The following is a 13,355-nucleotide window of genomic DNA, read 5'->3' as shown; positions in this document are numbered from 1 at the left end:
AGAGCAACAAAGTAATAACCTATAAATATGTTCTAAAAGCCAAACTAACAAACGGAGTTGATATGATGAAATGGTCAGAGATTAGCATCCACACTACTCAGGAAGCTGTTGAACCAGTATCGAATATTTTACATGAGGCGGGAGCTAGTGGAGTTGTGATTGAGGATGTAGATGACCTCTCTAAAGAGCGTCAATCCGTATTTGGCGAAATCTATCAGCTGAACCCTTCTGATTATCCTTCTGAAGGTGTCATTTTAAAAGCTTACTTACCCGTTAACAGTTTTTTAGGTGAAACCGTTGAAGAAATCAAACAAGCGATCACGAACCTTGTTAAATACGACATTGATATCGGTGCAAACACAATTTCGATATCAGAAGTGAACGAGGAAGAATGGGCGACCGCTTGGAAAAAGTATTACAAACCCGTAAAAATTTCGAAACGGATCACGATCACTCCTACATGGGAAGATTATAAACCTGTACATTCTGATGAACTTATTATTGAGCTTGATCCAGGTATGGCCTTTGGTACAGGTACACACCCAACAACAGTCATGAGCTTACAAGCTATTGAAAAATATATAGCTGAAGGGGATTCTGTCATTGATGTGGGAACAGGATCAGGTGTATTGAGCATTGCATCAGCTATGTTAGGCGCCAATAAAGTTGAGGCATATGATCTGGATGAAGTTGCAGTAAATTCTGCACGATTGAATGTGAAACTAAACAAAGTAAACGAAAGAGTGCATGTTGATCAGAATGATCTCCTAAAAGGGATTGAAGGTCCAGTTGACCTTGTAGTAGGAAATCTTTTGGCAGAAATCATACTCTTGTTTGTCGAAGATACAGCAAAAGTTTTAAAGCCAGGTGGTTATTTTATTACGTCTGGGATCATCCAAGGTAAGAAGCGCGACGTTAGAGCGAAATTAGAAGAGCATGGTTTCAAGATCGTTGAAGTATTAGAGATGGAAGATTGGGTTGCGATCGTTGCTCAAAATAAGGAATAGGATAGGAAGTGCATTTCATGCAAAGGTACTTTGTTTCAACAGAAAACTGGAAAGATGACTCTGTTACAATTACAGGGGATGATGCGAAGCACATCTTAAAGGTGATGAGAATGCAAGTAGGAGACGATTTCATCTGCTGTGATAACAAAGGTCGTACTTCTTTGTGTGAAATCATAGAGGTTGATGGTAACGAAGTACAGACGAAGATCGTAAAGGAAATTGAAAGAAGTGCTGAGCTCCCTGTCTCTGTTACCATTGCTCAAGGATTACCAAAAGGGGATAAGTTAGAGTATATCATCCAAAAGGGTACCGAACTCGGGGCTTTCTCCTTTTTTCCATTTGCAGCAGACCGTTCTGTAGTAAAATGGGATAACAAAAAAGCAGTTAAGAAAAAAGAAAGACTTGAAAAAATTGCAAAAGAAGCGGCAGAGCAATCACATAGAAACCGGGTTCCAGACATTTTGAATCCTGGTTCTTTTTCTGATTTGCTAAAAATGACAGAACAGTATAAGATAAAAATCGTTGCGTTTGAGGAAGAAGCAAAACAAAATGAAATCTCTCATTTTGCTTCTGCTCTAAGTACAGCTGAAATAGGAGACTCAATCCTATGTGTGATCGGTCCGGAAGGTGGCATCAGTGAGAAAGAAGCAGCCTTGCTTGATGATCATGGCTTTTTATTGTGCGGACTGGGTCCGAGGATCTTAAGGACCGAAACAGCACCATTGTATTTGTTATCAGCTATTTCTTATCATTTTGAATTAAAGGGGTGATCATCATGCCATCCGTAGCATTTCATACATTAGGTTGTAAAGTAAATCATTATGAGACTGAAGCGATCTGGCAGCTTTTCCAAGCTGAAGGATATGACCGTACTGATTTTGATAGTACAGCAGACGTCTATGTCATCAATACATGTACTGTAACGAACACTGGTGATAAAAAGAGCAGACAAGTAATACGAAGAGCTATCCGGAAAAACCCGGACGCTGTTATTTGTGTAACAGGTTGCTATGCTCAAACATCGCCTGCAGAAATTATGGCGATTCCAGGAGTAGACGTTGTAGTCGGTACACAAGACCGTTCTAAAATGCTTACTTACATTCAACAGTATAAAGAAGAACGCATGCCTATCAATGGTGTGTCTAACATCATGAAAGCACGTGTTTATGAGGAACTAGATGTTCCGGCATTTACCGATCGAACTAGAGCGTCGCTCAAGATACAAGAAGGATGCAATAATTTCTGTACGTTCTGTATTATTCCTTGGGCAAGAGGTCTTCTTCGTTCTCGGAAACCGGAAGATGTACTTTCTCAGGCTCAGCAGCTTGTGGACTCTGGTTATAAAGAGATCGTTCTTACCGGCATTCATACTGCTGGATACGGAGAAGATATGAAGGATTATTCTTTTGCGAAGTTGTTGGATGATCTTGATAAGAACATCTCAGGATTAAAACGTATCCGTATCTCATCCATTGAGGCTAGTCAGATCTCTGATGAAGTGATTGAAGTTATGGGTAGATCTGATAAAGTAGTTCCTCATCTGCACATACCCCTGCAATCAGGGTCAAACACTGTGCTTCAACGAATGAGACGAAAATATTCGATGGAGATGTTCGGTGAAAGATTAGACCGTTTAAAAGAGGCTCTTCCAGGACTTGCGATAACATCAGATGTTATTGTTGGTTTTCCGGGAGAGACAGAAGAGGAGTTTATGGAAACGTATCGTTTCATCGAGAAACATAAATTTATGGAACTTCACGTATTCCCTTATTCCAAACGTACGGGTACTCCAGCTGCAAAGATGGAAGATCAAGTTCCAGAAGATATTAAAAACGAACGTGTACACAAGCTGATCGCTCTATCTGATCAATTAGCAAAAGAATATGCATCCAACTATGAAGATACAGTTGTGGAAGTAATTCCTGAAGAGGCGTTTAAAGAAGATCCTACAAACAAACTATACGTAGGATACACTCCGAATTATCTTAAAGTTTTGTTTGAAGGAAACGAAGATATGATTGGTAAATTGGTTAAAGTGAAAATCACTGAAGCTGGGTATCCTTATAATAAAGGTGTATTTGTAAAACAAGAAATGGAAGAAATCCTAAAGCAAGCTGTTTCAAGCTAACATCCTGGAGTTCAAGCCCAGGATGTTTTTTTAATCAAACTTGAGGATTCGAAGTGTTAGCTGTCCCCTCACTGTAAATATTTTTATCGTGCTCGATTTATGTCGAAAAATTTGTTATGATACTAACGGTGTTTAATTTTTTTATTTAGAAAGGGTTTGTTGAAATGAGCAATTTAAACGTTGCAAGAATGATCGACCATACAGCATTAAAAGCTGAAACTTCAAAGAAAGAAATCTTAACTCTTTGTGAGGAAGCTAAAAAATATAATTTCTTTTCTGTTTGTGTTAATCCAACTTGGGTTTATACAGCATTCGAACAATTAAAAGATTCTGACGTAGCAGTTTGTACTGTAATTGGTTTTCCGTTAGGTGCAAACACTCCAGAAGTTAAAGCTTTCGAAACGAAGAATGCAATTGAAAACGGTGCAACTGAAGTAGATATGGTTATCAACATCGGTGCATTAAAAGATGGAAACTACGAGTTAGTCGAACAAGATGTTCGTGCAGTTGTTGAAGCTGCTAAAGGTAAAGCTTTAACAAAAGCGATCATCGAAACTTCTCTTCTTACAAACGAAGAAAAAGTGAAAGCATGTGAGATTGCAGTTAAAGCAGGTATCGATTTTGTAAAAACATCAACAGGATTCTCTACAGGTGGAGCAACGGTAGAAGACATTAAATTGATGCGTGAGACAGTTGGTCCGAACATCGGTGTGAAAGCTTCTGGTGCTGTACGTGACCGTGAGACGGCTTTAGCTATGATCGATGCAGGTGCTACACGTATCGGTGCAAGCGCTGGAATCGCGATTGTTGAAGGCGGAACTTCTACTTCCGATTATTAATTTTTACTTTTAAGTCATTTACCTTATCTCCTAAGACCAACTTGTTTAAATTAAGTTGACCGTACTGCAAGGATATATTATAATGGCAAAAGATATGTGACGCATCTTTACTTTATGTAAGGGTGGTCTGGAGGGAGGGAAATACAAATGGCAGAAACACGTATTCGCAAGAATGAATCCATTGATGATGCTCTTCGTCGTTTTAAAAGATCCGTTTCCAAAGATGGAACATTGGCTGAAGTTAAAAAGCGCAAGCATTATGAAAAGCCAAGCGTAAAGCGTAAGAAGAAGGCTGAGGCAGCAAGAAAGCGTAAGTTCTAAGCGGGGTGTAAGTTAGTAATATGAGTCTTCTTAATGAATTAAACCAAGATATGAAACAAGCGATGAAGGACAAGAACAAGCAGAAACTTTCAGTAATTCGCATGCTTAAGGCATCACTTCAAAATGAAGCCATCAAACAAGGACGTGAATTAAACGAGGAAGAAGAGCTTACCGTTCTTGTACGCGAAATGAAACAAAGAAAAGACTCCCTCCAAGAATTCGAAAAAGCTGGCCGCGATGATCTAGTCGCTGGACTTCAAGATGAAATCGCTGTTCTTACGCCATATTTACCAAAACAGCTGTCTGAAGAAGAACTACAAGAAATAGTTGCTCAAACGATTTCTGAAATTGGTGCTTCTTCTAAAGCGGATATGGGTAAAGTTATGGGGGCTCTTATGCCCAAAGTTAAAGGGAAAGCCGATGGTGGACTCGTTAACCGTATTGTACAGCAACAATTATCATAATTGAAATGACAAACGCTCTGTATTTATACAGGGCGTTTTCTTATTTTTTGAAACTTTTTTCCACAAATTAACGTAAAATAGAGTGAAGGGGGTGTTAGTTCATGAAAAGGGTTCGATTGTTCATCTATTTAATTTGTCTGATTTGGGGAATTTATGGTGTACTCTCAACTTCACAAGTATTTGCAGCAGGTAAAGGTAAGACAGTGACGTTCATACCTGTGGAACATGAGGTGGAAAGAGGCCTTGAAGCTTTCTTAGATCGCAGTATCCATAAGGCAGAGAAAGATGGAACCGATCATATCGTTCTAGAGATTTATACTCCTGGAGGCAGAGTAGACGCTGCACTACATATCGCAAAAGTCATGAGAGAATCAGAAATTCCAATCACAGCGTATGTGGTTAAGAACGCTTTCTCAGCAGGAGCGTATATCGCTTTAAATGCTGATCAGATAGTTATGAAGCCATCTACTACGATCGGATCTGCGGCAGTGATCGACAGTCAAGGGAATACCGCTGGACAAAAAGCTGAGTCTGCATGGAAAGCAGAAATGCTAGCAGCAGCAGAGCTGAATGAAAGAACTCCGGTTTATGCTGAGGCGATGGTAGACCCAGACGTTGAGATCCCTGAACTAGGCGTAGAAAAAGGGGAATTGCTTACGCTTACAGCCAGTGAAGCACTGAAAGTAGGCTATGCTGAAAAAATCGCAGAAGATCGTCAAGAACTCTTAGCTTATCTGAATCTGGATGAGGCTAAAGTTTTAGAATCTAATCCTACTTTTGCTGATAAGGTAGCACGCTTTGTTACTAACCCTGTCGTAGTGCCTATTCTCTTATCATTAGGAAGCCTTGGGCTCGTTTTAGAGCTTTACACACCTGGCTTTGGAATAGCAGGCTCTATCGGTGCATTATCATTATTGTTGTTCTTTTACGGACATATGATAGCAGGTCTAGCCGGTTGGGAAGCACTCATACTATTTGGTGTTGGACTTGTCTTGCTGATCTTAGAATTGTTTCTGCCTGGTGGTATAATCGGTATACTGGGGGTGTTGGCAGTGTTAACAGGATTGATCATGGCAGGAGGATCTTTATCAGGAATTTTGATCTCGATTGCAATCGCGATCGTTGTAACAATCATTGGATCTTATTTCTTTTTACGATCATTTGGCTATAACGGTTCTTTAAAGAAACTTGTTCTATTTGATTCTACTAGCTCTGAAAAAGGATACTTATCTCATAAAGAACGAGAAGACTTAACAGGCAGGATCGGCGTCACTGCTACAACACTGCGACCTTCTGGAAGTTTAAGACTTGATGATGAGTTCATAGATGTAGTGACAGAAGGATCGTATATTGAAAAAGGAACGCCTGTAAAGATTATCAAAGCATCAGGTGGACGTGTTGTAGTGAGAGAAATAGAAAATAATGAATAAAAAAGAATGGAGAGTGTGTAGATGTTAGAATTCGGATCGATCGCCAGCATTGTAGTCATCGGATTGATTGTAATCGCTCTAGCTGTGTTATTTACGTTTGTACCCGTCATGTTATGGATTTCTGCATTGGCTGCAGGAGTTAGAGTAGGAATCTTTACATTAGTTGGGATGAGGTTAAGAAGAGTTATCCCGAACCGTGTAATTAATCCGCTAATTAAAGCTGTAAAAGCGGGACTTGATTTAAGTACGAACCAGCTCGAAAGTCACTATCTAGCTGGAGGAAATGTTGACAGAGTCGTAAATGCTTTGATTGCAGCACATCGTGCCAATATTGAACTAAGCTTTGAAAGAGCAGCTGCCATTGATCTTGCGGGGCGTGATGTTCTCGAAGCTGTTCAGATGAGTGTTAACCCTAAAGTGATAGAAACACCGTTTATCGCCGGTGTTGCATTGGACGGGATTGAAGTAAAAGCAAAAGCAAGAATTACTGTTCGTGCAAATATTGATCGTCTAGTAGGTGGAGCTGGTGAAGAAACGATAATCGCCCGTGTAGGAGAAGGAATCGTTAGTACGATTGGTTCTTCTGCAACACATAAAAAAGTACTTGAGAACCCGGATCTGATCTCACAAACGGTCCTTTCTAAAGGATTGGATGCTGGAACAGCTTTTGAGATTCTATCCATTGATATTGCAGACATCGATATCGGCAAGAACATTGGGGCGGAACTTCAAACAGATCAGGCGATGGCCGATAAGAATATTGCTCAGGCAAAAGCAGAAGAAAGACGTGCGATGGCCGTAGCGAAAGAACAAGAGATGAAAGCTAGAGTTCAAGAGATGAGAGCAAAAGTTGTAGAAGCAGAAGCAGAAGTGCCAATGGCATTAGCAGAAGCGCTTCGTTCAGGTAACATGGGTTTTATGGATTATATGAACATGAAGAACATCATGGCAGACACTACGATGCGCGAATCAATCAGCAAGTCATCAAACCCTGATAAAGAGAATGATGATAAAGGACGGAAGTTGTAAGTATGAATATTATAGAAGCGATTATTGAAATTCTTTTTGCTAATATCGCTTTTGTTATTCTGATCGCAGGCGGAATTTATAGTGTCTTTAAACGCCAAAAAGAAATGAAAGAAACGAAACGTAAAGAACCTAATCGCCAACGAACAGAAGCACCCAAACAAACAGTTTCACCGTTTGGGGTGCCCACTGAGCCCCAAAAAATTAAAGAAGTTAAAGAAGCGATTGATATCCAAAAAAGTAAAATCGATCAAAAAGTATATGAGCAGTCTTCACGTGATGTGAAAAAGGCTCGAACAGAAAAAGCCTCTAACCGATATCAAGATAAAGAAGATAAAATAATGAACGATTTTAAAGTAGATCAACAAGAGTTACAAAAAGCGATCATATGGTCGGAGATTCTTTCTAAGCCTAAGGCACTGCAAAAGCGTTCTTAACAAAAGGTAACACGTAATAAGAGTGATAGTTTTACCCCTTCTCTCATAAAAATGGAGAGAGGGGGTTTTTTTATGGGCAAATTGCGGCAGCAAGTAAACAAATGGATGATGCAAAACCTTGAGCTACCTGCAGATGTAGTGATGGACTTACCCCGGATCACGATGATCGGACAACTGCACATCTATATTGAGAACCATAGAGGGGTTAAGGCCTTCTCGAATGAACAGCTCACACTCAAACTAAAACAAGGCGTGATTCATATAAAAGGAAGTGAGTTTGTGATCAAAACGATTTTACCTGAAGAAATTTTGTTAGAGGGTACGATCTCTTCAGTTGATTTTGAAAACGAATAATCATCTTAAAAACAGGGAGGGACAAGATGAAGACAAAATGGAACCATTTTAAAGGGTATGTAAGGCTAGAAATTATTGGACAAGATTCTAGTTCATTTATCAATACTTGCATACAATCAGGAATTGGAATATGGGATATACAACCTCTTGATCACAACCGCGCACTCGTCTCTATTTCTGTTTCAGATGTACAAAAAGCAAGAGCTATATTAAAAGAGAATAAATTAAAGATCAGGATAAAAGAAAAGAAAGGAACGCCTTTTCTTCTGAAGAGAATGTGGAAGAGGAACGGGTTTATCCTCGGTATGCTCTCGTTTATTTGTCTATTATTTTTATTATCTAATATGATTTGGAATATTAATGTCACGGGGGCAAATCCTAAGACAGAATACGAGTTAAGAAAAGCTGCGGTAGAACTTGGAGTAACAAAGGGGAAATTTATTTTTTTGCTGCCGAATGTTAGAGAGATACAGCGAGATCTAACAGAGAAGATGGATAATGTTACGTGGATCGGTGTTACTCAACGAGGTACATCATACCGGTTTGAAGTGGTCGAAAAGGAGATACCAGAAGCGAAGGAAATTACAGGACCGAGACATCTTGTCGCTACAAAGGAAGCTGTTATTCACTCTGTATTCGTGGAAAAGGGACAACCTATTGTAGGAGTTAACGACTATGTTAAGAAAGGATCATTGTTAGTATCAGGTTTGATCGGAAAAGAAAAAAAACCAGAGCTTGTAAGTGCGAAAGGTAAAATTTGGGGAGAAGTCTGGTATCAGACAGAGGTCGAAGTCCCGTTAAACACTTCTTTTCAAACATATACCGGTAAATATAAGAATAGGCATTATGTTTCACTTTTTGGAATGAATGTTCCTGTATATGGATTTTCAGAAGGTGAATTTAAAGCTAAAACGGAAACGAGAAATGAATCACCTCTTTATCTAGCTAAGTGGAAAACCCCGTTTTCTTATGTAAAGAAAGAGATCAGGGAAACCGACGGAGTAAAACGTTCTTATAGTAAAGCCGAGGCAATCGAAGTAGGAAAAAAGATGGCAAAGAAAGAACTTTCAAAAAAATTACCCCATGATGCAAAAATTAATGGTGAAAAAGTTTGGCAACAAAACGTCTCGAATGGTAAAGTTAAATTAACGATGCTCTACCAAGTAATTGAAAATATTGCATCTGCACAACCTATACCTATCCAACAAGGAGAATGAGTAGTTTGTCAGAAACGAAAAGACTTAATTCATTACAACTCGAAAATACGACAGAAGCAGCATCACTCTTTGGTCCTAACGATGCTTTTTTAAAGGTGATTGAAGACAAGCTCAACGTAAGTATCGTCACCAGAGGAGAAGACATTTTAGTATCAGGTGAATTGAATAAAGCAGAAATGGTTGAAGAGACATTGTCTGTCTTGTTGAAATTGGTTCGAAAAGGAATCAAGATCTCAGAAAGAGACATTGTTTATGCTGTTCAGCTTGCCGAAAAAAATATGCTTGATGAATTAAGTGAACTTTATGAAGAAGATATTGCAGTTACTGCAAAAGGAAAACCAATCCGCGTAAAAACACTAGGACAGCGTCATTATGTGCAGTCTATGAGAAAGCGCGACCTTGTTTTTGGTGTCGGTCCTGCTGGTACAGGAAAAACCTATCTTGCGGTAGTTATGGCAGTCAACGCGTTAAAAGAAGGTAAGATGAAAAAGATCGTGCTTACACGTCCTGCGGTTGAAGCAGGTGAGAGCTTAGGGTTTCTCCCGGGTGATCTTAAAGAGAAAGTAGATCCTTATCTGCGTCCGCTCTATGATGCTCTACATGATCTTCTAGGAGCAGAACATACTGAGAGGCTAATCGAGCGTGGGACGATTGAAATTGCCCCGTTGGCGTACATGAGAGGGCGTACCCTTGATGAAAGCTTTGTTATTTTAGATGAGGCTCAAAATACTACACCAGAACAGATGAAGATGTTTATAACGCGTCTTGGTTTTGGATCGAAGATGGTCATCACAGGTGATCTTACACAGATTGATCTTCCTCGCGGGAAAGAATCGGGATTAAAAGTAACCGAAAAAAGGCTTGAAAGCGTTAAAGGCATTGATTTTATATACTTAAAACAACTGGATGTAGTTCGTCATCCACTTGTGCAGCGGATTATCGAAGCATATGAAACATACGAAGATTAAGGACTCCATCCGTTTGGAGTCTTTTTTTATTCTGAATGGATCATTATACTCTTTCTGTATGTATGAAGGGATTTAGTGGAAAATTGAATACATATACCGATTAACCAAGCTTTTCTTTTTGAGAAGTACCATAATTGACCAACTTTTGCTAAGATTAGAATAGGATGTACAGTTTAAGGAGTGGTAGCGTTTGGCCAATTTCAGGCATCTTTTGTCTAATTACTTTCGTTTGAGTGTAGCAACAGTATCTTTCATCGTAATGGGTATCATTCTTTTTTCTCTTTTAGTCAGTAACGTAACTCCTAATGTTGTAGATGTTAACGTTTATGAGCGTTCGCCACGTGATATTCAATCACCTATCACGATTCCGTTAGAAGATCAGACAGAAGCCAGAAAGAAACTGGCGGAAGAAAGTGTTAAGAATGAGTATACGTTTAATAAAGACCTCGCTTTAGTGCAAGCCGAAGCTTTGGATGACTTACTTGATATAGTCATAACCATTAACGATTCTGAAGAGAAGAAAAAAAAGGAAGACGAGACGACTCTTAGTTTAGATCAAAAAGTGATTCAATTAAAAGATTCAATCAATAAATCAGATATATCTGATGAAACGTATATTGCACTTGCTGAAGCAAGTAAAGCTGAATTAAACAATGTGAAAAGTTTAGCTCCTGATGTTGTGAACAAAGTGTTATCAGAGCCCATCATGGTCGAAGAAGTGGAAGAAGCGAGAAGTGAAGCCATTCAGCTCATACGTGATAATAATCTCCCTTATTCCCTTCGAAATGCGACAGAAGAGATCACACGAAGTTTTATTATCGCCAATCGAACGTTAGATACAGAGAAAACACGTCAAAAACGTAAAGAAGCGAGCGACAAAGTAGAGGAAGTAGTGATCAGAGAGGGAGAAGTTCTCGTAAAAAGCGGTGCAGTGATCACGCCTGAGATCTTTGATCGGCTAAAAAAGGTTGGATTGTTAGATCAAGAAATGAAAACATATCCGTATTACGGTCTATTCCTTTTTGTATTGATCGTAATGGCTGGTTTATATTATTTTATGAAAGAAGAGCGTGAAAAAGAGCATTTTCGAAAATATGTAACCATCTATGCGCTTTTGTTTACCTTAACTCTCGTTGTGATGAAAGTGTTGAGTGTTAGTACCGAACTCGGTCTTATGAGCCTCATGTATGCTGTTCCTGTTGCAGCAGGTGCGATGATGATCAAGATGTTGTTCAACGAAGAGCTTGCAGTTGTGTCTACGATAATCTTTGCACTAAGTGCTGCACTGATCTTTAATGAACAAACAGCAGGAAATTTTAACTTTATCATGAGTATGTATGTCTTGTTTAACGGTATTTCAGGGATCGTGTTTTTAGGAAAAACGCAACAACGTTCGAAAATCTTGCAAGCTGGATTTTTCGTTTCTTTTATAGCCATCCTAACAGTAGCGAGTGTGCTGTTATTGCAAAACGGAAAATTCACATCACTGCAGATTGGTTTAGATCTTGGTTGTGCAGCCATATCGGGTTTTATTTCAGCTGTACTAACCCTTGGGCTTCTACCCGTCATTGAATCGTCGTTTAACATTTTATCTGTAACGAAGTTGATCGAGCTTTCGAATCCTAACCATCCCATCCTAAGAAAAGTTCTCATGGAAGCACCAGGCACGTATCACCATAGCATCATGGTCGCCAATCTTTCAGAAGCGGCGTGTGAGTCTATTGGCGCTAATGGTTTATTAGCTAGAGTAGGATCCTACTACCATGATGTTGGAAAAACAAAAAGACCACACTTTTTTATTGAAAATCAGATGAATATGGACAACCCGCATGATAAGATAGCACCACAGTTAAGTAAGACGATCATCACAGCACACCCATATGATGGAGCTGATATGCTGCGAGCAGAAAAGATTCCGAAAGAGATCATTGATATCGCCGAGCAACACCATGGAACGACATTACTAAAATTTTTCTATCATAAAGCTGTTCAACTCACAGATAAGGAAGTATCAGAATCAGACTTCCGATATCCTGGGCCAAAAGCTCAAACGAAAGAAGTTGCCATCATCGGGATCTCTGATGCTGTTGAAGCAGCCGTTCGATCGCTTTCGAAACCTACACCGGTTAAGATCGATGGAATCATTCGTAAAATTATTAACGACAGGCTAGAAGATGGTCAGTTCGATGAATGTGATATCACGCTGAAAGAACTAGACATAGTTGCAAAAACACTTACTGAAACGTTAAAAGGAATTTTTCATTCCAGAATTGAGTATCCAGAAGAAACAAAAAAGGTGGAGAAACAATGATGCTACATGTTGAATATTTGAACGAAATCGATGAAAACAGCACTGAATTTCAAGAGCTATTAAGCAATGTTCTTGAAAAAGCAGCAGAGATGGAAGAAACAGGTCAAGCAGAAGTATCCATAACGATCGTGACAAAAGAAAGAATTCAAGAAATAAACAAGGAATACAGACAAAAAGATAGTGTGACAGATGTTATTTCTTTTGCTATGGAAGAAATGGGTGAAGACGAGACAGAGATCATCGGCGGTGAAGAAACAAGGTTCTTAGGCGATATTATCATCTGTCTAGATGTTGCGAAAGAGCAAGCGGAAGAGTACGGACACTCATTAGAGAGAGAAATGGGCTTTCTTGCGGTTCACGGCTTCTTGCATTTATTAGGCTATGACCATATGAATGAGGAAGATGAAAAAAGAATGTTTGGAAGACAAGAAGAAATTTTGGAGCAATATGGTCTGAAAAGATGATCGATTGGAAAAAGTTGTTCTCAAGTTTTGGTTTTGCTTTTACAGGAATCATCTCAACGTTTAAATCAGAACAAAATTTTAAGATCCATACCTTTATAAGTGTAATCGTGATTATTTTCGCGGTTGCACTTGATTTTTCTAAAGAAAGATTCGTCCTTTTGTTTATTGTGATCGGAATCGTACTATCGCTTGAACTTGTGAACACAGCGGTTGAGAGCGTGGTCGATCTCATAACGGAGAAAAAACATCCACTCGCAAAAAAAGCAAAAGATGCTGCTGCAGGTGCAGTTTTGGTTTTTTCAATATTTGCTGTTATAATCGGTATACTGCTATTTATTGAACCGCTGATAGATAGTATGAAGCTATTTTTGTTAAGAAGGTGAAAGAGT

15 protein-coding genes are annotated in these 13,355 nt (G+C 39.1%); all 15 read left to right on the top strand.

Translation table 11 applies throughout. The features are described from left to right. Nucleotides 1-65: 65 nt before the first annotated feature. Nucleotides 66-1,007, top strand: a complete 942-nt coding sequence (gene prmA, locus ABE65_RS14435) for a 50S ribosomal protein L11 methyltransferase (protein WP_066396297.1) — start codon at nucleotides 66-68, stop codon at nucleotides 1,005-1,007. A 17-nt stretch (nucleotides 1,008-1,024) separates the two neighbouring features. Further along, entirely contained in the window at nucleotides 1,025-1,777 is a 753-nt protein-coding gene (locus ABE65_RS14430; RefSeq protein WP_066396296.1) for a 16S rRNA (uracil(1498)-N(3))-methyltransferase, read from the top strand. A 5-nt stretch (nucleotides 1,778-1,782) separates the two neighbouring features. After that, nucleotides 1,783-3,135, top strand: coding sequence for a tRNA (N(6)-L-threonylcarbamoyladenosine(37)-C(2))-methylthiotransferase MtaB (gene mtaB, locus ABE65_RS14425; protein ID WP_066396295.1), 1,353 nt, complete (start codon nucleotides 1,783-1,785; stop codon nucleotides 3,133-3,135). Between the two features lie 164 nt (nucleotides 3,136-3,299). Then, a complete protein-coding gene (deoC, locus tag ABE65_RS14420; RefSeq protein ID WP_066396294.1) occupies nucleotides 3,300-3,974 on the top strand; it encodes a deoxyribose-phosphate aldolase in 675 nt (224 codons plus the stop codon). Between the two features lie 147 nt (nucleotides 3,975-4,121). Then, the gene (rpsU, locus tag ABE65_RS14415; RefSeq protein WP_066237650.1) at nucleotides 4,122-4,295 is read left to right on the top strand and encodes a 30S ribosomal protein S21; all 174 of its coding nucleotides are present in this window, start codon (nucleotides 4,122-4,124) and stop codon (nucleotides 4,293-4,295) included. Nucleotides 4,296-4,315: 20 nt separating this feature from the next. Next, the gene (locus ABE65_RS14410) at nucleotides 4,316-4,759 is read left to right on the top strand and encodes a GatB/YqeY domain-containing protein (protein WP_066396290.1); all 444 of its coding nucleotides are present in this window, start codon (nucleotides 4,316-4,318) and stop codon (nucleotides 4,757-4,759) included. Between the two features lie 101 nt (nucleotides 4,760-4,860). Continuing rightward, the gene (locus tag ABE65_RS14405) at nucleotides 4,861-6,189 is read left to right on the top strand and encodes an NfeD family protein (RefSeq protein ID WP_066396288.1); all 1,329 of its coding nucleotides are present in this window, start codon (nucleotides 4,861-4,863) and stop codon (nucleotides 6,187-6,189) included. A 21-nt stretch (nucleotides 6,190-6,210) separates the two neighbouring features. Beyond that, on the top strand, nucleotides 6,211-7,218 hold the full coding sequence (gene floA / locus ABE65_RS14400) for a flotillin-like protein FloA (RefSeq protein WP_066396287.1): 1,008 nt from the start codon (nucleotides 6,211-6,213) through the stop codon (nucleotides 7,216-7,218). A 2-nt stretch (nucleotides 7,219-7,220) separates the two neighbouring features. Further along, the gene (locus ABE65_RS14395) at nucleotides 7,221-7,652 is read left to right on the top strand and encodes a hypothetical protein (RefSeq protein WP_066396285.1); all 432 of its coding nucleotides are present in this window, start codon (nucleotides 7,221-7,223) and stop codon (nucleotides 7,650-7,652) included. Nucleotides 7,653-7,724: 72 nt separating this feature from the next. Beyond that, a complete protein-coding gene (gene yqfC / locus ABE65_RS14390) occupies nucleotides 7,725-8,006 on the top strand; it encodes a sporulation protein YqfC (RefSeq protein ID WP_066396284.1) in 282 nt (93 codons plus the stop codon). A gap of 26 nt (nucleotides 8,007-8,032) precedes the next feature. Continuing rightward, a complete protein-coding gene (yqfD, locus tag ABE65_RS14385) occupies nucleotides 8,033-9,223 on the top strand; it encodes a sporulation protein YqfD (RefSeq protein WP_066396281.1) in 1,191 nt (396 codons plus the stop codon). 5 nt (nucleotides 9,224-9,228) lie between these two features. Continuing rightward, nucleotides 9,229-10,191, top strand: coding sequence for a PhoH family protein (locus ABE65_RS14380; RefSeq protein ID WP_066396279.1), 963 nt, complete (start codon nucleotides 9,229-9,231; stop codon nucleotides 10,189-10,191). A 190-nt stretch (nucleotides 10,192-10,381) separates the two neighbouring features. After that, nucleotides 10,382-12,502 carry an HD family phosphohydrolase gene (locus tag ABE65_RS14375; protein WP_066396277.1) on the top strand — a complete coding sequence of 707 codons (2,121 nt, stop codon included), beginning with the start codon at nucleotides 10,382-10,384 and terminating at the stop codon, nucleotides 12,500-12,502. Continuing rightward, a complete protein-coding gene (ybeY, locus tag ABE65_RS14370) occupies nucleotides 12,499-12,966 on the top strand; it encodes an rRNA maturation RNase YbeY (RefSeq protein WP_066396275.1) in 468 nt (155 codons plus the stop codon). The genes ABE65_RS14375 and ybeY overlap by 4 nt, the downstream gene beginning before the upstream one ends. Continuing rightward, on the top strand, nucleotides 12,963-13,349 hold the full coding sequence (locus ABE65_RS14365) for a diacylglycerol kinase family protein (protein WP_066396274.1): 387 nt from the start codon (nucleotides 12,963-12,965) through the stop codon (nucleotides 13,347-13,349). Before ybeY ends, ABE65_RS14365 begins: the two co-directional genes overlap by 4 nt. The last annotated feature ends 6 nt before the right edge of the window (nucleotides 13,350-13,355 follow it).

Source organism: Fictibacillus phosphorivorans (assembly GCF_001629705.1).
In the GTDB taxonomy this organism is placed as follows: Bacteria; Bacillota; Bacilli; order Bacillales; family Fictibacillaceae; genus Fictibacillus; species Fictibacillus phosphorivorans_A.
This window is presented reverse-complemented; position numbering and strand designations above follow the sequence as displayed.